This window comes from Cellulosimicrobium composti, from assembly GCF_009711085.1.
Classification (GTDB): domain Bacteria; phylum Actinomycetota; class Actinomycetes; order Actinomycetales; family Cellulomonadaceae; genus Cellulosimicrobium; species Cellulosimicrobium composti.
Genome location: NZ_WMKA01000015.1, coordinates 1 through 23,461, shown reverse-complemented (window position 1 = coordinate 23,461; position 23,461 = coordinate 1). Strand labels below are relative to the sequence as shown.

Sequence of the window (23,461 nt, the reverse complement as noted above, 5' to 3'; positions counted from 1 at the left end):
CTGGTTCTTCTCCAAGAGGTTCTGGTGAGCTGTGGGGCGCGCGCGGCGCGCCGGGTCAGTCAAGGACGGTCAGGTGGGGGCGACGACGCGGTCGACGTCGACGAGCACCTGCTCGCCGTCGACCGTCACCGGGTAGACGGGCACGGGCCGCATCGCGGGCAGCGCGGTCGGCATGCCGGTCCGCAGGTCGAACTGCGAGCCGTGCAGCCAGCACTCGACGAAGCAGCCCTCGACCTCGCCGTCCGAGAGGGACACCGCCCCGTGGGAGCAGATGTCCGAGATCGCGTGCCAGCCGCCGTCGCCGTCGCGCACGACCGCGACCTCGACGACGCGCCCGTCCTCGGCCGGGAGCTCGACGCGGAGCGCCTCCTCCGGGCCGAGGTCGGACGTCGTGCAGGCGGGCTGAGCGGTCACGCCGACGCCTCGGCGGGCTCGGCGCTCCCGTCGATGATCGACATGGACTTGCTCAGCTCGCGCTCGATCGCCTCGAGCAGGCGCTCCTCGACCGACGCGACGCCGATCTCCTGGATGAGCTCGGCGAAGAAGCCGCGGACGACGAGGCGACGCGCCTCGATCTCCGGGATGCCGCGCGCCTGCAGGTAGAACAGCTGCTCGTCGTCGAAGCGACCGGTCGCGGACGCGTGACCCGCGCCCTCGATCTCGCCCGTCTCGATCTCGAGGTTCGGCACCGAGTCCGCGCGCGCGCCGTCCGTGAGGACGAGGTTGCGGTTGAGCTCGTAGGTGTCCGTGCCCTCGGCCTCGGCCTGGATGAGCACGTCGCCGACCCACACCGCGTGCGCGCCCTCGCCCTGCAGCGCGCCCTTGTACGTCACGCGCGACTTGCAGCGCGGCACGGCGTGGTCGACGAACAGGCGGTGCTCCTGGTGCTGGTCCGCGTCCGCGAAGTAGAGGCCGACCATCTCGACGTCGCCGCCCTCGGCGGTGAACTCCGCGTCGGGGGTGATGCGCACGACGTCGCCGCCGAGCGTCACGACGACGTGCTTGAGGCGCGCGTCGCGGCCCAGGCGGGCGCGGTGCGACGACGCGTGCACGGCGCCGTCGGCCCAGTCCTGCACGGACACGACGGTGAGGTGCGCGCCGTCCTCGACGACGATCTCGACCGTCTCGTTGAGCGTCGCGGTGCCCACGTGGTCGAGCACGACGACGGCCTCGGAGTGCCGCTCGGCGCGCACGAGGACGTGGCTCGCCGTCGGCGTGCCTCCGTGGCCCTCGACCCGCACGGACGTGACGTCGGACGCCACGGCCTCCTTGGGCACGGTGACGACGGTCGACTGCTCGAACGCGTTCCACGCGGTGACGGCGGTGCGGTCGCCCGGCTTGCCGGCCGTGCCGAGGCGCTCGTCGTCGCGGCCGACGATCGCGACCTCGACCTCGGGCGCCTCGACGACCGTGACGCGCACGTCGCCGCCGCCCGTCTGGCCGACGATCTGCTCGTCGAACAGCGGCGCGAGGCGCGCGACCGGCGAGAAGCGCCACTCCTCCTCGCGCCCGGAGGGCACGGGGATGTCGGCGAGGTCGAACGACGTGAGCCGCTCGGCGCGCGAGCCCTGCGGCACGACGCCGTGGGAGTGCGCCCCGTCGGCCTGCGCGCGCGAGTGGTCGGTCGTCAGGCCGGCCTCTTCGGGAATGGTGGTGGTGGTCATATCAGCCGACGGACCCTTCCATCTGCAGCTCGATGAGGCGGTTGAGCTCGAGCGCGTACTCCATGGGCAGCTCGCGCGCGATGGGCTCGACGAACCCGCGCACGATCATGGCCATCGCCTCGGTCTCCTCCATGCCTCGGGACATGAGGTAGAACAGCTGGTCCTCGCTCACCCGCGAGACCGTCGCCTCGTGCCCCATGGACACGTCGTCCTCGCGGACGTCGACGTACGGGTAGGTGTCGGACCGGGAGATCTGGTCGACGAGCAGCGCGTCGCACAGCACGGTCGAGGCCGAGTGCGAGGCGCCCTCGAGCACCTGGACCAGGCCGCGGTAGGACGTGCGGCCACCGCCGCGCGCGACCGACTTCGAGACGATCGACGACGACGTGTGCGGCGCCGCGTGGACCATCTTGGCGCCGGCGTCCTGGTGCTGGCCCTCGCCCGCGAACGCGATCGACAGCGTCTCGCCGCGCGCGTGCTCGCCGAGGAGGTAGATCGCCGGGTACTTCATGGTGACCTTGGAGCCGATGTTGCCGTCGACCCACTCCATCGTCGCGCCCTCGGCCGCGGTCGCCCGCTTGGTCACGAGGTTGTAGACGTTGTTCGACCAGTTCTGGATCGTCGTGTAGCGCACGCGCGCGTTCTTCTTGACGACGATCTCGACGACCGCGGAGTGCAGCGAGTCGGACGAGTAGATCGGCGCGGTGCAGCCCTCGACGTAGTGCACGTACGAGCCCTCGTCCGCGATGATCAGCGTCCGCTCGAACTGGCCCATGTTCTCCGTGTTGATGCGGAAGTAGGCCTGCAGCGGGATCTCGACGTGCACGCCCGGCGGCACGTAGACGAACGACCCGCCCGACCACACGGCCGAGTTGAGCGCCGCGAACTTGTTGTCGCCCGCGGGGATGACGGTGCCGAAGTACTCCTGGAAGAGCTCGGGGTAGTCGCGCAGGCCCGTGTCGGTGTCGACGAAGATGACGCCCTGCGCCTCGAGGTCCTCACGGATCTGGTGGTAGACGACCTCGGACTCGTACTGGGCCGCGACGCCCGCGACGAGGCGCTGCTTCTCCGCCTCCGGGATGCCGAGCTTGTCGTACGTCGCCTTGATGTCCTCGGGGAGCTCGTCCCAGCTCGTCGCCTGCTTCTCCGTCGAGCGCACGAAGTACTTGATGTTGTCGAAGTCGATGCCGGAGAGGTCGGAGCCCCAGCTCGGCATGGGCTTCTTGCCGAACAGGCGCAGCGCCTTGAGGCGCTGGTTCAGCATCCACTCCGGCTCGTTCTTCAGCGCGGAGATGTTGCGCACGACGTCCTCGGAGAGGCCGCGCTGCGCGGACATGCCGGCGGCGTCGCTGTCGTGCCAGCCGTACTCGTACGCGCCGATCGAGGCGATGATCTCGTCGTCGGTCTGCTTCTCGCCGGTCGGCTGGGCCGTGCCGGCGGCGTCCTGGGTGGGAGCGCTCATGGTCGTCCTTCCACTGTCCGTCGTGTGCGGGCGGGGGCAGTCGGTACTGGGGGTTCGGGGGGTGTCGTGCGGGCAGGGCGGCGAGCCGCCCTCCGGGTCACGTCTCGCCCGACGTCGGACGCCCCCGCGCCCGGACGTCGTGGTCCGCGGGCGGCCGGGCCGCACGAGGTGCGGGAACCGGGACGGCCACGCCCACGGGGACGTTGGTCGTGCACGCGTGCGCACCGGTCGCGAGGGTCGCGAGCCGCTGCACGTGCGAGCCGAGCAGCCGGGCGAAGACCTGGGCCTCCGCCTCGCACAGCTGGGGGAACTCCTCCGCGACGTGCTGCACCGGGCAGTGGCCCTGGCACAGCTGGATCGCGGAGGTGCCGGGGACGGGGCGCACGCTCGCCGCGTAGCCGTCGTCCGCGAGCGCCGCGGCGAGCTGCTCGGCGCGGCCCTCGACGTCGTCGGCGTCGAGGCGGCCGGCGTAGCGGTCGGCGAGCTCGGCGAGCCGGGCCTGCGCGAACCGCTCGACGGCGCCGTCCCCGGCGACGTCGCGCAGGTACCGCAGCGCCTGGGTCGCGAGGTCGGCGTAGGTGCCGCTCAGCGCGCCCTGCCCGGCCGGCGTCGTCACGTAGCGCCGTGCCGGGCGCCCGCGCATCCCGGTGGGGTGCCCGGCGTCGTGCACGGCGACGAGGTCGTCGTCCTCGAGGAGGGCGAGGTGACGCCGGACGGCGGCGGGGGTGAGCCCGAGCCGCGCGGCGAGGTCGGCCGCGCTGACGGGCCCCTCGCTGGCGACGAGCTCGAGCACGCGCTCGCGCGTGCGCCGGTCCGCGTCCGCGGCGGGGGTCGCGGGGGGAGCGCCGGCGGGCGCGACGGAGGCCGGTACCTGCGGCCGGACCGCTCCTGCTGTCATGCTCCCCTCCTCTCGCTCACGGGCACGCGCGAACGCGCAGCGTCTCCGATATAGACAACATGGTTGTTCCCTAATTGCTCCGGCGCAAGCAAGGCGACCCTCAGACGGGGCCCGGTGTGGCGTACGCGACACCCGCGCGACGCCGGTCGTGCGGGTCCCGGGTGGTGCGCGCCCTCCCCCTAGAATCGCCGGGTGCCCGCCCCCGCCGTGCTCGTGCACGACCTCGTCAAGCGCTACGACGGTCGTGCCGTCGTCGACGGCGTGAGCCTCGCCGCCGAGCGCGGCGCGATCACCGCCGTGCTCGGGCCCAACGGCGCGGGCAAGACCACGACGGTCGAGTGCTGCGAGGGCCTGCGCTCCCCCGACGCGGGAAGCGTGCGCGTGCTCGGCCTCGACCCGCTGGCCGACGCGCGCGAGCTCCGCCCGCGCGTCGGCGTCATGCTCCAGGACGGCGGCCTGCCCACGGGCGTGCGCGCGCTCGAGATGCTGCGGCACGTCGCGTCCATGTACGCCCGGCCGCGCGACGTCGGCGAGCTCACCGAGCGCCTGGGGCTCGCGAGCTTCGCGCGCACCACGGTGCGGCGCCTGTCGGGCGGGCAGCGTCAGCGGCTCGCGCTCGCCGCCGCGATCGTGGGCCGGCCCGAGGTCGTGTTCCTCGACGAGCCGAGCGCGGGCATGGACCCGCAGAGCCGGCACGCCGTGTGGGAGCTCGTGCGCGAGCTGCGGGCCGAGGGCGTGGGGATCGTCCTCACGACGCACCTCATGGACGAGGCGGAGGACCTCGCCGACCGGGTCTACGTCGTCGACCACGGGAAGGTCATCGCGGCGGGAGCGACGCGCGCGCTGCTGGAGACCGGCGCCGACGGCACGGCCGACCGCACGGTCCGGTTCGAGGCGGCGCCCGGGCTCGACCTCGACGGGCTGCGCGACGCGCTCGGCGCCGGGTCCGACGTGCCCGACGGCACGCACGGCGTGTGGACGGTCGCCGAGCCGCAGCCCGGCGCGTACGCCCTCACCGGCCCGGCCGACCCCGCGACGCTCGTGACTCTGACGACGTGGCTCGCCGCGCGCGGCGTCCTCGCCGCGCGCGTCACGGTGGGCCGCCGCACGCTCGAGGACGTGTTCCTCGACCTCACGGGACGGCACCTGCGATGAGCGCGACCCCGACCACGCCGGCCGCGCCCGGCACCCAGGGCCCTGCCGCCGACCTCGCCGCGCCCGCGTGGCGCCGCGTCGTCGCGCAGACCGGGTTCGAGACGCGCATGATCCTGCGCAACGGCGAGCAGCTCCTCGTGACCGTGATCCTGCCCGTCATGCTCCTGCTCGGCCTCGTGCTGACGTCGTTCGTGGACCTCGACACGGGCGGCGCGTCACGCGTCGACTTCGTGACGCCGGGCGTGCTCGCGCTCGCCGTGATGTCGACGGCGTTCACGTCCCAGGCGATCGCGACGGCGTTCGACCGCCGCAACGGCGTCCTGCGTCTCATGTCGACCACGCCGCTGGGGCGCGGCGGGCTGCTCGCGGGCAAGGTGCTCGGCGTCCTCGCGGTCGAGGTCGTGCAGGTCGTCGTGATCTCGGGCGTCGCGCTCGCGCTCGGGTGGCGCCCCGACCCGGCGGGCATCCCCGCGGCGCTGCTCGCCGTGCTGCTCGGCACGGCCGCGTTCACGTCGCTCGCGATGCTCCTCGCGGGCACGCTGCGCGCCGAGGGCGTCCTCGCGGTCGCGAACCTCGTGCTCGTGCTGCTCACGGTCGGTGGCGGCGTGCTCGTCCCGGCGGACCAGCTCCCCGGGCCGCTCGAGCAGGTCGCGCTCCTGCTGCCGTCCGGCGCGCTCGGCGAGGCGATGCGCGGGGCGCTGCTCGACGGCGCGGTCCCGCCGTTCTCGGTCGTCGTGCTGCTCGGCTGGACGGCCGCGCTCGGCTCGGGCGCGGGCAGGCTCTTCCGCTGGACCTGAGACCTCCCGACGCATCTCACACCCGCAGGATTCCGGGCCGGGCGACCCGCCCGGATACCGTGGGACCGTGAGCACCCCGTCCCCCGCGCTCGACCCCGCCACCGACGACCGCACCGGCCGGCCGGACCGGCTCGCACCGCTGCGCCGCTGGACGCGGCCCGTGCTCGTGGCGAACCTCGTCGCCCAGATCGGCATCATCGTCACCGGCGGCGCGGTGCGGCTCACGGGCTCGGGCCTCGGGTGCTCGACGTGGCCGCAGTGCGAGCCCGGGCAGTTCGCCGCCCAGTTCCACCCGGAGACGACGTACCACCAGTTCGTGGAGTTCGGGAACCGCACGCTCACCGGCGTGCTGAGCGTCGTCGCGCTCGCGACCCTCGTGCTCGTGTGGACCGACCGCTCGCGCGCGCTGTCGTACCGGCTCCTCGGCGCCGTCCCGCTGCTCGGCGTGGCGGCCCAGGCGGTCATCGGCGGCGTCATCGTCCTGCTGCACCTGCACCCGGGCTGGGTGTCGCTGCACTTCGTGGTCTCCGCGGCGCTCGTGGCGGTCTCGCTGCTCCTGCTGCACCGCTCGGGCGAGGGCGACGGCGCGCCCGTCCCGGCCGTCGAGCCGCGCTCGCGCACGCTCGCGTGGGTCCTCTACGGCCTCACGGCGCTCGTCGTGGTGCTCGGCGTGATCGTCACCGGGTCGGGGCCGCACAGCGGCGACGAGGAGGTCGGCTACCGCTTCGCCGTCGACCCGGTGCTCATGAGCAAGATCCACGCATGGGCGGTGTGGGTGTTCGTGGCCGTCCTCGTCGCCTACCTGGTGAGCGTGCGCCGCGGGCCGCGCGAGGTGCGCCGCGCCGCGTGGATCCTCCTCGCGATCACGCTCGGGCAGGGCCTCATCGGCTACGTCCAGTACTTCACGGGCCTCCCGGAGCTGCTCGTCGGCCTCCACATGCTCGGCTCGGCCCTCCTCGTCGCGGGCTCGACGCGCGTCGTCCTCACGACCCGCACGCGCGCGTAGGGCGGGGCCCGGACCTGCGCGGCCCGGGCCCCGCGCGACGTCAGTTCCAGAACGCGGCGACGCGCTCCGCGAGCGCCGTGCCCCGGGCGTGTCGCGCGCGGGCGGCCTCCGGACGCAGCGTCAGGTCCATGGCCTGCGGTCCGAACAGGTGGTCCGCAGCGGCACCCGGCACGACCACCTCCACCGCGCTCCCGCGGGCACGGAGCTCGTCGACCTGCGCCGCCAGGTGCAGCCCCCAGGCCCGCGGTGCGCGCGTCCCGCCCCCGAACGGCGCCAGCACCAGCACCCGCCGACTGCCTGCGGCGAGGTCGGCGTTCTCGCCGCGCCGGTAGCCGCCGTCGACGTACCTCTCGTCCCCGATCCGGTAGGCGAAGGCGCTCGCGCAGCTCGCCGCGACGGCGTCGACGAGGTCGACCCCGCTGTGCCGGTCGAGGACGACCGGCTCTCCCGAGCGCGCGTCGACCGCGGTGAGCAGGACGGGCCGCTGCGGCCAGGACGGGCTCGGCAGGCGCGCGGCGACGGTCGCCCGCCACCGGGCGCGCGCGGACTCGTCCGACGACGCCGGCAGCGCGAGCGCCGCCGCCCCGATCCGGCGCCGCATGTCGGCCGCGTCCCGGGCACCCACGACGAGCGCGGCCGTCCGCGCCATCTGCTCGGCCGCCTGGCGCGTGCGGTCGTCGGCCCGTCCCGGGCCGGCCGTCCGCACGGGCGGTGGGACCAGTGCCGCGGCGTACAGCTCCGCGGCCGTCACCCCCGCGAGCTGCGCCGCCGCCGTCGACCCGGCCGAGGTCCCGACCGTGAGGTCGGCGGTCACGTCGACCTCCGCGTCGGCCAGGCCGGCGACGACGCCGATCAGCCACGCGTTGCCGGTGGACCCCCCTCCCCCGAGCACGAGGGAGCGTCCGCCCGTCGTCGGGGCGGGCGCGGGGTCCGTCGGGGCGGGTGCGGGAGCGGGGTCCGTCGGGCCGGGGAGCGGCCGAGACGCCGCGAAAGGTCCTGCGGGAGAAGGAGGTGGGGTGCTGGTGGTCATCGGAGTCGCCTCTCGCGATCGCGCGGCGAGCGCTCCCGATGACGACTACGGTCGTCGCGCGATCGTGGGCAGCGAGGGAGCGCCCGGTACGGACACAGCGTGCACGGGACTCACCTCCTCCGCTCGGATCACGATCGCCGTCGACGCTAGCACTCCGGCACTCGCCCGCCGCAAGGGTTTTCCACCCCGAACGACCCGGGCGGTGCGGAGGCGGCGCGGCAGCGTCCGGCTCGGGTGCCGGCGAGGTCACCGGTCCGAGGGCGTCCCGGGCTCGTCGAACGCCAGCGGCGTCCACCCGAGGGGCAGGAGGCCGGCCACCCGGGCTCGGTCCCGGTCCGCGGCGTCCGACCACCCCTGCGCCGCCGGGACCCCGGCCTCCCCCACGGCGCCCCGCGCGACACGGAACCCGACGTCCTCGATCCGCGCGTCCGGCGCGCTCGCCCGACGCACCCCCGCGCGCACGCTCCACGCCCGGTCCGCCCAGCCCCCGCCGCGCAGGCTGCGGTACTCGCCGTAGCGGGCCGTGTCGGCGTAGTCCCAGCACCACTCCCAGACGTTGCCGAGCATGTCGTGGAGGCCGAACGCGTTGGGCAGGCGCTCCGCGACGGGTCGCGGCCCGTCCAGGTCGTCCTCCGCGGTCCACGCCACCGCGCCGAGCGGGCCGTGGTGCGCGCCGCGCGTCCCCGCGCGGCACGCGTGCTCCCACTCGGCCTCGGTCGCGAGGCGGTAGCCGGCCGAGCGGACGTCCCACCGCACGGTCCGGTCCTCGACGCGGTACGCGGGGTCGAGGCCCGCGACCCGGGACGCCGCGTTGCACCACCGCACCGCCTCGAACCACGTCACGCCGTGCACGGGGACGTCGTCCGGCTCCCGGGGCGTCCGGTCCTGGCCGGCCCCGGAGCGACCCGCCCGCCCGCCGGTCGGCGGCGCGACCCGGGGGCGCGGCCGCGCCGGGTCGGCGGCGAGCACGGCCGCGTACTGCCCGGCGGTCACCGGCGTGCGGGCGACGTGGAACGACTCCAGGGAGATGCTGCGCCTCGTCCGGGTGCGCGCGTCGACGGCGTCGATCCGGCCCGCCGGGACGAGGCGGAGCTCGGGCAGGGTCACGTCCACGTCCACGTCCGGGACGCTACCCGAGGGCGCGGCGGACCGATCACCGGACCCGCCCCGCCCGGGCGTCAGCCGCCGCGGCGCACCGGCCACGGCGCGTCGGCGGGGCGCAGCGACGCCCAGCCGTCCGCGCGCGACGCCGCGGCCGCGAGGATCCCGACGACGGCCGAGGGGTTGTGCAGCTCCCCCCGCAGGACCTTGCCCACCGCCTCGTCGAGCGGCACCCAGCGCAGCTCCATGTCGAGCTCCTCCGCCTCCCGCTCGAACCGGCCCGCCTCCGGGACCGGCGAGAGGTCGCGCGCGAGGAACACGCGCAGCGCCTCGTTCGAGCCGCCCGGCGTCGTGAAGTAGTCCACGAGCACGTCCCAGCGCGCCGCCCGCAGGTCCGCCTCCTCGGCGAGCTCGCGGGCCGCCGCGACCTGGCCGTCCTCGCCCACGACGTCGAGCAGGCCGGCGGGCACCTCCCACAGCTCGCGCCGGACCGGGTGCCGGTACTGGCGCAGCAGGAGCACGCGCTCGTCGTCGTCGAGCGCGACGATCGCGACCGCCCCGGGGTGGTCGAGGTACTCGCGCGTGACGGTCCCGCCGTCGCCGAGGTCGACGACGTCCGAGCGCAGGTCGAACACCCGACCGGCGTGCACGACCGCCGTCTCGACGACCGGGCGCGGCGCGAGAACGTCGACGACGGGCGCGCCCTCCGGCGCGGGGCGCGGCTCGCCCGCGCCCGGCTCGGCGGCCACTCAGTCGGCCTGGTTCTCGAGCGCGGCGCCGATGAGGCCGGTGAAGAGCGGGTGCGAGCGCGTCGGGCGCGACTTGAACTCCGGGTGCGCCTGGGTGCTCACGTAGTACGGGTGGACGTCCGCGGGCAGCTCGACGAACTCGACGAGCGACGAGTCGGGCGAGGTCCCGCTGATCACGAGGCCCGCCTCCTCGAGCTGCGCGCGGTAGGCGTTGTTCACCTCGTAGCGGTGGCGGTGCCGCTCGGAGACGCGCTCCGACCCGTACGTCTTCGCGACGACCGAGCCGGGGGTCAGCGCCGCCTCGTAGGAGCCGAGGCGCATCGTACCGCCGAGGTCGCCCTCGCCGCCCACGATCGCGAGCTGCTCCTCCATCGTCGCGATCACGGGGTGCGACGTCGACGGGTGGAACTCGGTCGACGACGCGTCCTCGATGCCGAGCACGTTGCGCGCGTACTCGATGACCATCGACTGCAGGCCGAGGCAGATGCCGAGGGTCGGCACCTTGCTCTCGCGCGCCCAGCGCAGCGCGCCGAGCTTGCCCTCGATGCCGCGCACGCCGAACCCGCCCGGCACGAGAACCGCGTCCACGCCGCTCAGCGCGTCGTCCGCGCCCTCGGGCGTCTGGCACTCGTCGGACGCGACCCAGCGGATCGTGACCTTCGCGTCGTTCGCGAACCCGCCGGCACGCAGCGCCTCCGTGACCGAGAGGTAGGCGTCGGGCAGGTCGATGTACTTGCCGACGAGCGCGACCTCGACCCGGTGGGCGGGCTGGTGCACCCGCTCGAGGAGCTGGCTCCACCCGTCCCAGTCGACGTCGTGGAACGGCAGGCCGAGGCGGCGCACGACGTAGGCGTCGAGGCCCTCGGAGTGCAGCACGCGCGGGATGTCGTAGATGCTCGGCGCGTCGACCGCGTTGACGACGGCCTCGTTGTCCACGTCGCACATGAGCGCGATCTTGCGCTTCACCGGGTCGGGCACGACGCGGTCCGCGCGCAGCACGATCGCGTCGGGCTGGATGCCGATGGAGCGCAGCGCGGCGACCGAGTGCTGCGTGGGCTTCGTCTTGAGCTCGCCCGACGGGCCGATGTACGGCACGAGCGAGACGTGCAGGAAGAACACGTCGTCGCGGCCGAGCTCGTGGCGCACCTGGCGGGCCGCCTCGAGGAACGGCTGGGACTCGATGTCGCCGACGGTGCCGCCGATCTCGGTGATGATGACGTCGACGTCCTCACCGGCCTGCGCGCGCATGCGCGCCTTGATCTCGTCGGTGATGTGCGGGATGACCTGGACCGTGTCGCCGAGGTACTCGCCGCGCCGCTCGCGCGCGATGACCTGGGAGTAGACCTGGCCGGTCGTGACGTTCGCGGAGGCCTCGAGGTCGACGTCGAGGAAGCGCTCGTAGTGGCCGATGTCGAGGTCCGTCTCGGCGCCGTCCTCGGTGACGAAGACCTCGCCGTGCTGGAACGGGTTCATCGTGCCCGGGTCCACGTTGAGGTACGGGTCGAGCTTCTGCATGGTGACGCGCAGGCCGCGCGAGCGGAGCAGACGACCGAGGCTGGATGCCGTGAGGCCCTTGCCGAGCGAGGAGGCGACGCCGCCGGTGACGAAGACGTGCGCGGTGCGGTGCTCGGAGCGAGCGCCCGAGGCGTTGAGTCGGGAGGAGGGCCGGTTCAGGTGATCTGCCACGGAACTCCATCCTAACAGCGAGCCCGCCGACGGCACGCGGGCCGCGGGGTCGGTCCGCTCACACCGGGCCCGCGACGAGCCGGCGCCCGAGGGCGCGCGTCACCGGTCGGACGGCCCGTCCGGGGCGTCGTCCGTGGTGGGAGCGGGTGCCGCGCCGGAGACCGGGGCGCCGCGGCGCAGGACGCCGAGCAGCGCGGCACGGTCGCCCACGAGCGACACGCCGACGACGACGGCGCCCGCCACGAGCGCGGCCAGCGCCCCGACGCCGACCGCCGGCAGCCAGCCCGCGTCGTCGGGCAGGAGTGCGCCCGAGAGCGCCGAGCCCGCGAGCGCGCCGAGCGCGACGCCCACGGCGACGACCGCGAGCGTGCGCGGCACGCCGTGCGTCGCCTCCGGCCCGGCGTACCGCCGCGTCGCGACGAGGAGCCCCGCCCCGGCGACGGACATGCCGACGGTCGTCGCGAGCCCGAGCTGGAGCAGGACCCCGGCCTGGTCGCGGACGCCGGTCACCAGGGGCAGGACGTACGCGGTCGCCGCGACGACGAGCCACCCTGCCGCGGTCACGACGACGGCGACGCGCTGCCGGTCGATCGTGTACAGCGCACGCGACAGGTGGAGGATCAGCGAGAACCCGACGATGCCGACGGCCATGCCCGCGACCGCGCCCCCCAGGCCCGCCACCGAGCCGGTGGCGATCTCGGCGAACACCACCTCGACCGCCGCGGAGGCCGCGACGAGGGCCGCCACGCCCAGGCCCGCGACGACGAGGAGCGTCCGCGTCGTCGCGGCGAGCAGGCGCCGGTAGGCGTCGTGGCGCGCGTGGGCCACGTGCTCCGCGAGGCGCGGGAACGTGCTCGTCGCGAGCGGGAAGGCGAGCACCGCGTACGGCAGGAGGTACACCTGCTGCGCGTACCAGTAGGTCGGGAACGTCTGCTCGGGCCCGAACCCGTAGGCGGCGCCCATGATCGCGAGGACCGAGAGCTGCTGCGCGACGAGCGCGCCGATCCCCGCGAACGCGAGGTTGCGGGCGCGCACCGCCTCGCCGCCGGGGAACCGCAGCGTGGGCCGCAGCCGCACGCCCAGCCGGCGCACGGGCAGGACGAGCGGGAGCGCGAGGACGGCGACGCCCGCGGTGGTCCCCCAGCCGAGCCACGCGATCGCCTCGCCCGAGAGCGCCGCGACGTCCTTCTGGTCCCCGTCGGCCAGGCCGGCGAACACGAGGAACACCGCGATCACGGCGAGGCTCGACAGCAGCGGCGAGAACGCCTGCCAGAAGAAGCGCTTGTGCGCCTGCAGGATGCTGCCGAGGACGACGGCGAGGCCGTAGAGCGGGACCTGGAGCGCGAACACGCGCACGAACGTGGCGGTGACGTCCACGAGCTCCGGGTGCTTCGACGCCATGAGCACGGTCGCGATCGGCTGGGCGAGGAGCGCGAGGAGGGCGCCCAGCGGGACGAGCACGACGAGCGTCCACCCGAGGAGCGCCGACGCGACGCGGGACACCTCGGTGCCCGCGCGCCGCGCGATGGGGGCGGCGAGGAGCGGGACGACCGACCCCGCGAGGGCACCGCCCGCGGCGACCTCGAACAGGACGTTGGGCAGGAGGTTCGCCGCGGTGAACGCAGACCCGACGCCCTCCGTGCCGACCGCCGCGGACTGCACGAGCGACCGCGCGAACCCGACGAGGCGGCTCGCGATCGTCACGAGCGTGATCATCGCGGCGGCACCCGCCAGCGTGCCCGTGGCGGCGCGCAGCCGCCCGGCACGCCCGCTCACGCCGGGCGCCGGCCCCACGAGTCCACGCGCCGCAGCACGTCGTTGCCGTCGATGACCGTCGAGAAGCTCACCTTCTCGCTCGCGAGGGTCAGCCCGACGACGCCCGCGAGCGCGAGCCAGCGCACCGCACGGGGCGCGGCGAACGCGACCTGCGAGCCGAGCGCGGCGCCGAGCGCGTTGGCGCCGCAGTCGCCCAGCATGTCGCGCTCGCCCAGGTCACCCGGGGCGGCCGCGGCGGCAGCGCCGAGGACCGCGCCCGTGGTGGGAGCCGCGGACGTCGCGAGGAACGGCGCGGACGCCGCCCCGGCGGCCTTGAGCGCGCGCCCGGGGCGCAGGTCGAGAAGGTTGAGCAGGTTCGCGGTGCCGGCCACGAGCGCACCGTTGACCCCGACGTCCACGAGGTGGGCGAACGCGCCGCCCGTGCGCCGCGTGCCGATCGCGGCCGCGACGAGCGAGACGCCGCTGATCCCGAGGACCTTCATCGCGCCCGTCGTGACACGACCCTCGGCCAGCGCGCCGAGGTGGCCGCGCAGGCCCTTGGTGCGCGTCGAGGTGTCCTCCGCGAGGTCGTCGACGAGCCCGAAGGTGCCCGCGCTCGCCGTCGCGAGCGCCACGGCGCCGCGCGTGCGGGCGTCACCGCCCGTCGCGAGGGTCGCGGCGACGAGGCCCGCCGCGACGGCCGGGCCCTCCAGCAGGCTGATGGGCTCGCCCCGGTGGTTCGTGCGCGTCCACCGCTCGGCGCCGCCCGGCGGGTTCGACGCCGTGGCGCGGCGCGCCGCCGTCGTCACCGCGGCGGAGACCCCGGCGGCCAGGAGCGTGCGCAGCACGCGCGCCACGTCAGCCCTCCCCCGCGTCGGCGTCGGTCTGCTCGACGTCCGCGTCGCCCGAGGTCGGCGTGCCCGTGTCGGACGCCGTCGTGCGCGTGACGGGCGGGAGCTCGACCGCGGGCGGGAGGACCGCCGTCGCGCTCTCCTCGAAGCCGAACTGGCCGACCTCGCCCGCGACGCGGGCCGCGAGCGCGAGCGGGACGTTGATCCGGCCCGGCTCCCCCTCGACGCCGCTCACCGTCGACAGGGTCGACGCGAGGTCCTCGTTCGCGCGGATCGTCGAGACGACGTCGCCGGAGACGGCGGTCGGGCCGGCGACGAGCGCGGCCTCGGCGACCTCCTGCGCGGCGACCGCGACCTGGACCTCGATGTCGACGACGTACGTGTCCGGGGCGGGAGCCTCCTCGCCCTCCTCCCCGGTCGGCGCCGCCTGCTCGGGCGCCGGTCCGCCCAGGAGGAGCACGACGTCCGCCGGGAAGGTCTGCTCCGTGACGACGTCGACGAGCGCGAAGCGCTCGAGCAGGGCCTCGAGCTCGATCGCCTCCGGGCTGCGCTCCTCGGAGCTCGCGGGCGTCGAGCCCGTCAGCGCGAGCGCGAGCGCGCGCGACAGCCGCTGCTCGGGCGTGGCGTCCTGCGGCATCTCGCCCAGCTTGTCGCCGAGACCCTCGGCCACGGTCTGGCGGGCGCTCTCCTCGTCCTGGCTCGTCCACGCGTCGGTGAGGCGGACGTGCCCGACGACGGCCGCGCCGGCCGTCTCGAGCTGCTCGGTGATCGCGTCGTCCCGCTCGCGGTCGGCCCCGTCCAGGTCGACGACGGCGACGCGGCGGTCCTGCAGGGAGCCCGCGACGAGCTGCGGCCCGGCGGCCTCGATGTACCGCGCGTCGTCGCCCAGCGTGACGTTGGCCCGGTCGAGCTGGTCGCGCAGGTCGTTGCGCTCGGTGCGCAGCTGCTCGACCTGCCCCGTGAGCTGGTCGCCGATCGCGCCCTGGAGCGGCCCGGCGCCGAGGATGATGCCGACGGCGAGGGCCAGGAAGACCGAGATCAACGAGACGATGTGGTACCTGAAGTCGATCACTGTGCGGTGGTGTCCTTCGGTTCGAGCTGCTGCGTGCTGGCAAGGTCAGGGGTCCGCGACGGACGCGGGGCGGGCACGGCGGGGGGCGACCGCTCGGGCCGACGGCGGCCCGGCCCGGTCAGCCCCCGCCGGAGAAGAGCGAACCGATCCACGACCACAGGTCGTCGAACCGGGCGCCCACGATCCCGAAGAACGTCTGGCCCGCGGCCGTGGACCACAGCGCCGCGACGACGGCGAGGAGGCCCGCGAGGGACAGGAGCCAGAGCTGCAGGTTGGAGATGCGGTGCCGGTACAGGCGCGACACGCCCTTCGCGTCGACGAGCTTGCCGCCGACGCGCAGGCGCGTGAGGAACGTGCTCGCCATGCCCGCGCGGCCCTTGTCGAGGAACTCGACGAGCGTCGCGTGCGTGCCGACCGCGACGATGACCTCGGCGCCCTTGTCGTCCGCGAGGAGCATCGCGATGTCCTCGCTCGTGCCCGTCGCCGGGAAGACGACGGGCTCGACGCCGAGCGCCTGGACCCGCTCCAGGCCCGGCGCCTTGCCGTCGCGGTAGGCGTGCACCACGATCTCGGCGCCGCTGCTCAGCGCGCGGTCGGACACGGAGTCCATGTCGCCCACGATCATGTCGGGCTTCCAGCCGGCGTCGAGGATCGCGTCGGCGCCGCCGTCGACGCCGATGAGGACCGGCCGGTACTCGGTGATGTAGGGGCGCAGCGTCGCGAGGTCCTCGCGGTAGTGGTAGCCGCGCACGACGATGAGCACCTGGCGCCCGTCGATCGGGGTGCGGATGTCCGGGACGCCGACGCCGTCGAGCAGCAGGTCACGCTCGCGGCGCAGGTAGTTCATCGTGTTCTCGGCGAACGACTCGATCTCGACCGAGAGGTTGGCGCGCGCCTCCTCGAGGCTGCGCGCGACGGTCTCCTCGCTCTGCAGCACGCCCTCGGCCACGAGGTCGTCGCCGAGGTAGACCTTGCCGCCGTCGAGCCGCACGTCGCGACCCTCGGGGATCGCCATGATCGCGGGGCCGAGGTCGTCGACGAGGACGATGCCCGCCTCGACGAGCACGTCCGGACCGAGGTTCGGGTAGCGCCCCGAGACGGACTTGGCGGCGTTGAGGACGGCGGACGGCCTGGCCGCCACGAGCGCGTCGGCCGCGACGCGGTCGATGTCGACGTGGTCGATCACCGCGACGTCGCCCGGCTGCAGCCGCTTCGTGAGGGCCTTCGTGCGCGCGTCGACCTTGGCCGGGCCGAGCGTGCCGGACCCGGCCTCCGGCGGGGAGGCTTTGCGCAGAGTGAGTCTCATCGTGCCCTATCGTCCCACGACCGACGACTCCAGAAGCTCCACCGCGTGGCGGCGGGCCGCGTCGGAGTCCTCCTGGCCGGAGAGCATCCGCGCGAGCTCGCGGACTCGCTCCTCCCCCGTGACCTCGCGCACACCCGTGACCGTGACGGCGGCCGCCGGGTCGTCCACGCCGTCCGCGTCGCCCGAGGACTTCGTGACGACGAGCTGCACGTCCGCGAACGCCGCGACCTGCGCGAGGTGCGTCACGACGACCACCTGCGCGCGGCGCGCGAGCGACGCGAGCCGGCGGCCGACCTCGACCGCCGCCTTGCCCCCGACCCCGGCGTCCACCTCGTCGAACACGAACGTCGGCAGCACCTGGCCCGTCCCCTCGACGGCGGCCGTCGCGAGCGCGACCTCGATCGCGAGCATGACGCGCGAGAGCTCACCGCCCGACGCGCCCTTGCCGAGCGGCCGCGCCGGGGCGCCCGCGTGCGCGACGAGCGAGAACGTCACGACGTCGACGCCCCACGGCCCGGGCTCGTCCGCGCGCTCGACGTCGACGACGAGGCTCGCCCCGCCCATCGCGAGCCCGCGGAGCTCGTCGGTCACCGCGGCGGCGAGCTCGGCGGCGGCGCGCTCGCGCGACGCGGTGATCGCGGTCCCGAGGCGCTCGAGCTCCGCGTCGAGCTCGTCGCGGCGCGCGGTCGCGGCCTGGAGCCGCTCACCGCCGTCGTCCAGGTCGAGGAGCCGCAGCCCGGCGTCGCTCGCCCAGGCGAGGACGTCGTCGACCGTCTCGCCGTAGCTGCGCGTGAGCGTCCCGAGCTCGGCGAGGCGCGCGTGCGCGCTCTCGAGCCCGGCCGGGTCCGCGGCGAGGTCCTCGACGTAGCCCGAGATCTCCGTCGCGACGTCGGCCAGCACGTAACCCACCTCCGCCAGCCGCTCGGCGAGCCGCCCGAGCACGGGGTCCGTCCCGGCGACCGACTCGAGCGCCCGGCGTGCGCGGTCGACCGCGACGACGGCGTTCTCCTGCGGCTCCGCGGCCTCGTCGCCCGCGACGGCGTCGTGCGCGAGCTGCGCGGCGACGCGCAGCTCCTCGACGTTCCCGAGCCGCGCCACGAGCGCGGTGAGCTCGACGTCCTCGCCCGGCTGCGGCGCCACGCGCTCGACCTCGGCGAGCCCGAGGCGCAGGAGCTCGGCCTCCCGGGCACGCTCGCCCGCGCGCGTCTCGATGTCCTCGATCTCCGCCTGGAGCGCCGACCGCTCGGTCCACGCGTCGCGGTACTGGGCGAGCAGCTCGGCGTGCTGGGGCCCCGCGAACGCGTCGAGCGCGGCGCGCTGCCGGCTCGCCGTGCGCAGGCGCAGCTGGTCCGACTGCCCGTGGACCGTGACGAGGTCGTCGGCGATCTCCGCGAGCACCCCCTGAGGGACGCTGCGCCCGCCGAGGTGCGCGCGCGAGCGGCCCTCCGCGGCGACGGTGCGCAGGATGACCACGGTGCCGTCGTCGTCCACCTGGCCGCCCGCGTCGTCGACGCGCCGGGCGACCGCGGGCCGGTCGGCGACGCGCACGCGACCCTCGACGACGGCGCTCGACGCGCCCGGCCGCACCGTGGCCGGGTCGGCCTTGCCGCCCATGAGCAGGCCGAGCCCGGTGAGGACCATCGTCTTGCCCGCGCCGGTCTCGCCCGTGATGACGGTCAGGCCCGACCCCACCGGCACCCGGGCGGACCGGATGACACCGAGGTTCTCGATCGCGATCTCCTCGAGCACGCTCACTCCTCCTCGTCCGTGGTCCCGCGGTCGTCCGGCGTCGCACCGGGCGGCGCGGACGCCGCGCGCTCCGCCGTGGTCCCGGCCGTCGCGGCGACGCTCGCCGCGCGCTCGCGCCAGCCGACGACCGGCAGCGAGAACTTCGACACCAGACGGTCGGTGAACGGCGCCGGGCTCAGACGCGCGAGCCGCAGCGGCGTGTCCGAGCGGCGCACCTCGACGCGCGAGCCGTTGGGCAGGTCGATGCGCCGGCGGCCGTCGCACGTGAGGACGCCCGGCGACGCGGAGTCCGGCAGCACGTCGACCGTGACCGTCGAGCGCGGGCCGACCACGAGCGGCCGCGCGAACAGGGCGTGCGCCGCGAGCGGCACGACGAGCACCGCGTCGACCTCCGGCCACATGACGGGACCGCCCGCGGAGAACGCGTGCGCCGTCGACCCCGTCGCCGTCGCCGTGATGACGCCGTCGCACCCGAACGACGACAACGGGCGGCCGTCGACGCCGATGACGACCTCGATCATGCGCTCGCGCTGCGCCTTCTCGACCGTCGCCTCGTTGAGCGCCCAGCCGACGAGCGGCTCGTCCTGCCCGGGCAGGTAGGCGCGGACCTCGACGATCGTGCGCTCCTCGACCGTGTAGTCGTACGCCGCGAGCCGGCCCACGGCCGCGCGCAGGTCCTCGCGCTCGCTCTCCGCGAGGAACCCGACGTGCCCGAGGTTCACCCCGAGCAGCGGGACGCCGGTACCGTGCGTGAGCTCGGCGGCGCGCAGGATCGTGCCGTCGCCGCCGAGCACCATGACGACCTCGGACTCCGTGACGCCCTCGCGCGCCCGCGTGCGCGCCATGTGGTCGCCGAAGGACTCCGCGAGGTCGTCGTCGTGCAGCGTCACGGTGAACCCGGCGCGCTCGAGCTCGGAGACGGCCTCGTGCAGCGCGACGACCGCCTCGGGGCGGCCGCCGTGGGTGACGATCAGCACGCGTCGCGTCACGGTGCTCCTCCAGTCAGGGGTCGGTCGGGGGTGGGGAGGGCGGGCGTCCCGGGTGCGGCGTCCCGCGGCCAGGTCGCGGGTCTGACCGGCACGACGGGTGGCGGGCCGCCGTCGGGCGACGGATGCCACGCCACGGCCGCCGCGGCGGCGTCCTCCAGCGCGGCGTCGTCGAGCACCGCGTCGTCCGCGCGCCCGGGGTCGCCCGCGCGCAGCCACCAGAAGTACTCGCGGTTCCCGCTCGGCCCCGGCAGGGGGCTCGGCACGACGGCGACGGCTCGCAGGCCGAGCACCGCGGCGTGCCGGGCGACGGCCACCACGACCTCGACGTGCAGCGCCGGGTCGCGCACGACCCCGCCGCTGCCGAGACGCTCGCGGCCCACCTCGAACTGCGGCTTGACGAGGAGCAGCAGGTCCGTGCCGGGACCGACCACGCCCACCACCGCGGGCAGCACCATCGCGAGCGAGATGAACGACAGGTCGCCGACCACGAGGTCGGGCGCCGCCCCGACGTGCTCGGGGCGCAGCTCGCGCACGTTGAGGCCCTCGTGCACGACGACGCGCGGGTCGGCGCGCAGCGCGGGGACGAGCTGGTCGTGCCCGACGTCGACCGCGACGACCTCGCGCGCGCCGCGACGCAGGAGCACGTCGGTGAACCCCCCCGTCGAGGCACCGAGGTCGAGGCACCGGGCGCCGTCGACGACCGGGACCCGCGGCAGGACGCCGTCGGGGACGGTCGGAAACCCGACGGGAGACGCCGCGCCGGACCCGGAGCCCGACCCTGCCAGGGCGTCGAGGACGCCCGCGAGCTTGAAGCCCGCGCGCGACGCGTAGCCCGGGTCGCCGGGGTCCGGAGCCACCTCGAGCACGTCGGTCGGCGCGACGGCGGTCGACGGCTTCGCCAGGACGCGACCGTCCCGCGTCACCCGACCGGCCGCCACGAGCTCCGACGCGTGCCGTCGCGACCGCGCGAGGCCACGCCGGACCAGCTCGCCGTCGAGGCGGGCGCTCTCGCGCTCGCCCACGCTCAGTCCTCGGTGCGGGCGAGCTCGGCGACCAGCGCGTCGTGCACGGCCTGCAGCACCCCCACGTGGTCGGCGGTCGCGAGCCCGTCGAGGCCGTCCAGGCGCGCGAGGACGGCCTCGAGCGTGCCGTCGCCCGCGCCTGCGTCGGCAGGAGCCGCCGGCGGTCGCGGTGGGCCGGGCACGGGACGCAGCGGACCGTCCGTCATGGCACGCCTCCTGTCTGGCTCGTCGAACTCACGCCCTGGGCTGCGCCCGGGCATCCCGGACCACGCTACCGGGTGCGACCCACGCGCCGCGGCGTCCACGCACGGGGACGCGGTCGCGTCGCGAGACGGCGACCGCTCAGTGGGTCCCGACGGGAAGGTCCGGGACGCTCGCCGGGTCGACCGGACGCCCCTCGTCCGCCGACGCCCACGCGGCCGACGCCGCGGCACGCACCGTGTCGACCGTGGCCGTGCCACGCACGTCGAGGCGCAGGGCGCCGTCGTCGACGCGGGCCGCGCTGTCGCCGCACGTCCACCAGCCGTCGGCGCTCCGCGTCGGGAGCGGGTGCGCCTCGAGGAGGCTGCGCAGGTCCTCGCCCACGTAGTGCGGGCGCAGGTGCGGCTCCGCGATGACCGCGTCGCGCGCCGTGCTCACGCCCGTGAGGACGTGCAGGCCGGGGTACCCGCCCGCGCGCGCCCCCGCGAGATCGGTGTCGAGCCGGTCGCCGATGACGAGCGGGGCGCTCGCCCCCGCGCGGTCGATCGCGAGCCGGTACATCGTCGGCGACGGCTTGCCCGCGCTGTCGGGCTCCACGCCCGTCGCGGCGCGCACCGCGCCGACCAGCGAGCCGTTCCCCGGCGCGAACCCGCGCGCCGTCGGGAGCGACAGGTCGAGGTTGCTCGCGACGTGCCACGCACCCCGCTCGACCGCGTACGCCGCCTCGGCGAGCTGCGCCCACCCGAGCTCCGGCGCGAAGCCCTGCGCGACGGCCACAGGCTCGTCGTCCGCGCTCTCGACGATGACGAAGCCCGCGTCGTGCACCGCGGTGACGAGGCCCGCCCCGCCCACCACGAGCACGCGCGCCCCCGGCTCGAGCCGCGTCCGCAGGAGCGCCGCAGCCGCCTGCGCCGCCGTCATGACCTCCTCGGCGCGCGTCGGGATGTCGAGGCCCGAGAGCTGCTCCGCCACCGACCCCGGCTCGCGCGACGCGTTGTTCGTCACGAACACCAGGCGCATGCCGCGCGTGCGCGCCGCCGTAAGACTTGCGGACGCGTGATCGATCGGCTCGTGGCCGCGGTAGGCCACACCGTCCAGGTCGACGAGCGCGAGGTCGTACCGGTCGGCGAGCGGGACGTCGCTCCCGAGCAGCCCGGCGCTCACCGCTCGCCCTCCGCCGCCGGCTCCCCGGCGCCGGGCGCCGCGTCGACGTCGTCCTGCTCGTCGGCACCGTCGTCCTCGTCGGCCACGTCGGCACCGTCCGCCTCGGCAGGGCCCTCCGCGTCGTCGGCGTCGTCGGAGTCGTCGACGTCGGGCTCGTCGACGTCGGGCTCGTCGACGGCGGGCTCGTCGCCGTCGACCTCGGCGTCCTCCAGGTCGTCGAGCTCCTCCGTCAGGTCGTAGACCACGACGTCGTCGTCCTCGTCGCCGAGCGCCGCGGCGAGGAGGCTCGCGTCGATGCCGGCCAGGATCTCCGCAGCCTCCTCGGTCCGACCGGCGACCTCGAGCACGGAGGCGCGCGCCTGGAGCACGCGGGCCCCGAGCTCGCCCTGCGTGCCGACGGCGGGAACCTGGTCGAGAGCGGCGAGCGCGGCGTCGAGCTCGCCGAGGTCGACGCGCGCCCCGCTCACGACGATCGCGAGCTCGGTGCGCTCGACGTCGTCGAGCGTGGCAGCCTCGTCGGACGACGCGAGCGCGAGCGCGCGCTCGGGGCGCCCGAGGCCCCGCTCGCAGTCGGCCATGATCGGCAGGTGCTCGGACGAGCCGTTGAGACGGCGCACCGTGCGCAGCTCGCGCAGCGCCTCCGCGTAGCGGCCCGTGCGGTAGGCGGTCAGGCCCGCGGCCTCGCGCGCGACGTCGACGCGGCCGGCGCGGCGCACCGCGGCCTGCGCGTGCTCGTACGCGAGCTCGGGATCGGTGTCGATGAGGCGGCCGGCCATCACGAGGTGGCGGCCGACGACCTCGGCCGTCTCCTTGCTCAGCGTCCGCAGCCGACCTCGCGCCGCACGGTCGAGCTGGGAGAACTGGACGTCCTCGGGGATCTCGGGGCCCGCCGGGTGGCGGGGCTCCGGCCGGCGGTCGAACCCGTCGCGGTCCCGGCCCGCGCCGGCGCGCGGCGCGTGCCCACGCCGGTCGCCCCCGCGACGGTCGTCGCGCGGCCCGCCCGGTCCACGACGTCGGTCCGTCGCGTCCCGGTCGAACCTCCCGCGGCCGCCCTCCCCCGAGCGCGCGGGCCGCTCCGCGTCGCGCCGCTGACCTCCGTCGCGGTCGCCCTCGCGCGACCACCGGTCGTCCCGACGGGCGGGACGGTCGTCACGGCGCGCGGGACGGTCGCCGCGACCCGCACCCTGGTCGCGACGGGAGTACCCGCCGCCGTGCTCGCGGCGCGGGCCGTCGGTACCGTGCTCGCGGCGCGGACCGCGCCCGGCAGCATCCCGACCGGAGCCGTCACGAGTGTCGCGGGCGCGGTCACGACGGTCCGCGTCCGGGCGACCGCGGTCGGGTCGACGGTCGTCGCGACGGTCGCGCTCCGGACGGCCGCGCTCGGCACGGTCCGAACCCGGGCGTCCACGGTCGGGTCGGTCCCGGTAGCCGCCCTCCGCGCGCCCGCGCCGGTCGCCCGCGCCGCGCTGGTCACCGCCGCGGCGACGGTCACCCGACGCGTCACCGCCGGACGGCCGGCCATGTCCCCCGCCACGCTGGTCGCCGGAGCCTCGTCGACCGTCCTGGTCGCGTCGACCGCCGCGGTCGTCGCCCGACCGCGGACGGTCCGGCTCGGGCTCGTGGGAGCTGTCGTTCACGAGGGTTCCCTCTCGTTCTGGAGTTTGCGCAGGCCATCTTCCCACGCCAGCGTGCTCGGGCACGCGGCGGGGCGCCTGTGACGACGCGTGATGCGACGAACGCACCGCGGCCGACGGGGCCCTGGGTGGTTGGTCGTGGAAATGCCGAAGGCCCACCCCGTGTGGGG

General features: G+C 75.7%; 22 protein-coding genes. 4 read left to right on the top strand and 18 right to left on the bottom strand.

The features are described 5' to 3' along the window. Positions 1–69 precede the first annotated feature (69 nt). The 4 genes from GJV82_RS08570 to GJV82_RS08555 all read right to left on the bottom strand — a co-directional run bounded on the left by GJV82_RS08570 (position 70) and on the right by GJV82_RS08555 (position 4,024). On the bottom strand, positions 70–414 hold the full coding sequence (locus GJV82_RS08570; RefSeq protein ID WP_021480875.1) for a non-heme iron oxygenase ferredoxin subunit: 345 nt from the start codon (positions 412–414) through the stop codon (positions 70–72). Next, positions 411–1,664, bottom strand: coding sequence for a Fe-S cluster assembly protein SufD (gene sufD / locus GJV82_RS08565; RefSeq protein WP_024839501.1), 1,254 nt, complete (start codon positions 1,662–1,664; stop codon positions 411–413). The genes GJV82_RS08570 and sufD overlap by 4 nt, the downstream gene beginning before the upstream one ends. A gap of 1 nt (position 1,665) precedes the next feature. Next, on the bottom strand, positions 1,666–3,126 hold the full coding sequence (gene sufB, locus GJV82_RS08560) for a Fe-S cluster assembly protein SufB (protein WP_024839500.1): 1,461 nt from the start codon (positions 3,124–3,126) through the stop codon (positions 1,666–1,668). Positions 3,127–3,223: 97 nt separating this feature from the next. Then, a complete protein-coding gene (locus GJV82_RS08555; RefSeq protein WP_115942446.1) occupies positions 3,224–4,024 on the bottom strand; it encodes a helix-turn-helix transcriptional regulator in 801 nt (266 codons plus the stop codon). A gap of 192 nt (positions 4,025–4,216) precedes the next feature. Between GJV82_RS08555 and GJV82_RS08550 the strand changes: the two genes are divergently transcribed. The 3 genes from GJV82_RS08550 (at position 4,217) to GJV82_RS08540 (ending at position 6,982) form a co-directional block, all read left to right on the top strand. Further along, positions 4,217–5,179 (top strand): ABC transporter ATP-binding protein, encoded by a 963-nt coding sequence (locus tag GJV82_RS08550; protein WP_318657441.1) that lies wholly within the window; start codon positions 4,217–4,219, stop codon positions 5,177–5,179. After that, on the top strand, positions 5,176–5,976 hold the full coding sequence (locus GJV82_RS08545) for an ABC transporter permease (protein WP_155098923.1): 801 nt from the start codon (positions 5,176–5,178) through the stop codon (positions 5,974–5,976). The genes GJV82_RS08550 and GJV82_RS08545 overlap by 4 nt, the downstream gene beginning before the upstream one ends. 67 nt (positions 5,977–6,043) lie before the next feature. Then, positions 6,044–6,982, top strand: a complete 939-nt coding sequence (locus tag GJV82_RS08540; protein WP_115942443.1) for a COX15/CtaA family protein — start codon at positions 6,044–6,046, stop codon at positions 6,980–6,982. Between the two features lie 40 nt (positions 6,983–7,022). On the opposite strand, the gene GJV82_RS08535 is transcribed toward GJV82_RS08540, so the two are convergent. The 14 genes from GJV82_RS08535 to GJV82_RS08470 all read right to left on the bottom strand — a co-directional run bounded on the left by GJV82_RS08535 (position 7,023) and on the right by GJV82_RS08470 (position 22,433). Then, positions 7,023–8,012 carry a patatin-like phospholipase family protein gene (locus tag GJV82_RS08535; protein ID WP_225873219.1) on the bottom strand — a complete coding sequence of 330 codons (990 nt, stop codon included), beginning with the start codon at positions 8,010–8,012 and terminating at the stop codon, positions 7,023–7,025. Between the two features lie 246 nt (positions 8,013–8,258). Further along, positions 8,259–9,131 carry a formylglycine-generating enzyme family protein gene (locus GJV82_RS08530; RefSeq protein WP_404812948.1) on the bottom strand — a complete coding sequence of 291 codons (873 nt, stop codon included), beginning with the start codon at positions 9,129–9,131 and terminating at the stop codon, positions 8,259–8,261. A gap of 59 nt (positions 9,132–9,190) precedes the next feature. Continuing rightward, entirely contained in the window at positions 9,191–9,862 is a 672-nt protein-coding gene (locus GJV82_RS08525; protein WP_318657440.1) for an NUDIX hydrolase, read from the bottom strand. Further along, positions 9,863–11,548, bottom strand: a complete 1,686-nt coding sequence (locus GJV82_RS08520) for a CTP synthase (RefSeq protein ID WP_024839492.1) — start codon at positions 11,546–11,548, stop codon at positions 9,863–9,865. Between the two features lie 99 nt (positions 11,549–11,647). After that, positions 11,648–13,324, bottom strand: coding sequence for a murein biosynthesis integral membrane protein MurJ (gene murJ / locus GJV82_RS08515; RefSeq protein ID WP_318657439.1), 1,677 nt, complete (start codon positions 13,322–13,324; stop codon positions 11,648–11,650). Then, on the bottom strand, positions 13,321–14,151 hold the full coding sequence (locus tag GJV82_RS08510) for a hypothetical protein (RefSeq protein ID WP_318657438.1): 831 nt from the start codon (positions 14,149–14,151) through the stop codon (positions 13,321–13,323). The genes murJ and GJV82_RS08510 overlap by 4 nt, the downstream gene beginning before the upstream one ends. A 10-nt stretch (positions 14,152–14,161) precedes the next feature. Continuing rightward, positions 14,162–15,226 (bottom strand): copper transporter, encoded by a 1,065-nt coding sequence (locus GJV82_RS08505; RefSeq protein WP_024839489.1) that lies wholly within the window; start codon positions 15,224–15,226, stop codon positions 14,162–14,164. Positions 15,227–15,344: 118 nt separating this feature from the next. Then, positions 15,345–16,532, bottom strand: a complete 1,188-nt coding sequence (steA, locus tag GJV82_RS08500; RefSeq protein WP_024839488.1) for a putative cytokinetic ring protein SteA — start codon at positions 16,530–16,532, stop codon at positions 15,345–15,347. Between the two features lie 6 nt (positions 16,533–16,538). Continuing rightward, entirely contained in the window at positions 16,539–18,281 is a 1,743-nt protein-coding gene (recN, locus tag GJV82_RS08495) for a DNA repair protein RecN (RefSeq protein ID WP_318657452.1), read from the bottom strand. 2 nt (positions 18,282–18,283) lie between these two features. Then, positions 18,284–19,270: an NAD kinase gene (locus GJV82_RS08490; protein WP_318657437.1), complete on the bottom strand. Its 987-nt coding sequence runs from the start codon at positions 19,268–19,270 to the stop codon at positions 18,284–18,286. Continuing rightward, the gene (locus GJV82_RS08485; RefSeq protein WP_318657436.1) at positions 19,267–20,292 is read right to left on the bottom strand and encodes a TlyA family RNA methyltransferase; all 1,026 of its coding nucleotides are present in this window, start codon (positions 20,290–20,292) and stop codon (positions 19,267–19,269) included. Before GJV82_RS08485 ends, GJV82_RS08490 begins: the two co-directional genes overlap by 4 nt. Positions 20,293–20,294: 2 nt before the next feature. Continuing rightward, positions 20,295–20,498 (bottom strand): hypothetical protein, encoded by a 204-nt coding sequence (locus tag GJV82_RS08480; RefSeq protein ID WP_024839484.1) that lies wholly within the window; start codon positions 20,496–20,498, stop codon positions 20,295–20,297. 136 nt (positions 20,499–20,634) lie between these two features. Beyond that, positions 20,635–21,657 carry an HAD-IIA family hydrolase gene (locus GJV82_RS08475; RefSeq protein WP_318657435.1) on the bottom strand — a complete coding sequence of 341 codons (1,023 nt, stop codon included), beginning with the start codon at positions 21,655–21,657 and terminating at the stop codon, positions 20,635–20,637. Next, positions 21,654–22,433, bottom strand: coding sequence for a tetratricopeptide repeat protein (locus GJV82_RS08470; RefSeq protein WP_225873218.1), 780 nt, complete (start codon positions 22,431–22,433; stop codon positions 21,654–21,656). The genes GJV82_RS08475 and GJV82_RS08470 overlap by 4 nt, the downstream gene beginning before the upstream one ends. Before the next feature lie 180 nt (positions 22,434–22,613). On the opposite strand from GJV82_RS08470, the gene GJV82_RS19410 reads away from it, so the two are divergent. After that, positions 22,614–23,375: a hypothetical protein gene (locus GJV82_RS19410; protein ID WP_196217210.1), complete on the top strand. Its 762-nt coding sequence runs from the start codon at positions 22,614–22,616 to the stop codon at positions 23,373–23,375. The last annotated feature ends 86 nt before the right edge of the window (positions 23,376–23,461 follow it).

Excerpts from the sequence above, each read along its gene's own strand:
- sufD (WP_024839501.1), bottom strand. The coding sequence starts at position 1,664 with ATGACCACCACCACCATTCCCGAAGAGGCCGGCCTGACGACCGACCAC.
- sufB (WP_024839500.1), bottom strand. The coding sequence starts at position 3,126 with ATGAGCGCTCCCACCCAGGACGCCGCCGGCACGGCCCAGCCGACCGGC.
- GJV82_RS08555 (WP_115942446.1), bottom strand. The coding sequence starts at position 4,024 with ATGACAGCAGGAGCGGTCCGGCCGCAGGTACCGGCCTCCGTCGCGCCC.
- GJV82_RS08545 (WP_155098923.1), top strand. The coding sequence starts at position 5,176 with ATGAGCGCGACCCCGACCACGCCGGCCGCGCCCGGCACCCAGGGCCCT.
- GJV82_RS08535 (WP_225873219.1), bottom strand. The coding sequence starts at position 8,012 with ATGACCACCAGCACCCCACCTCCTTCTCCCGCAGGACCTTTCGCGGCG.
- steA (WP_024839488.1), bottom strand. The coding sequence starts at position 16,532 with ATGAGACTCACTCTGCGCAAAGCCTCCCCGCCGGAGGCCGGGTCCGGC.
- GJV82_RS08480 (WP_024839484.1), bottom strand. The coding sequence starts at position 20,498 with ATGACGGACGGTCCGCTGCGTCCCGTGCCCGGCCCACCGCGACCGCCG.
- GJV82_RS08470 (WP_225873218.1), bottom strand. The coding sequence starts at position 22,433 with ATGGCCGGCCGCCTCATCGACACCGATCCCGAGCTCGCGTACGAGCAC.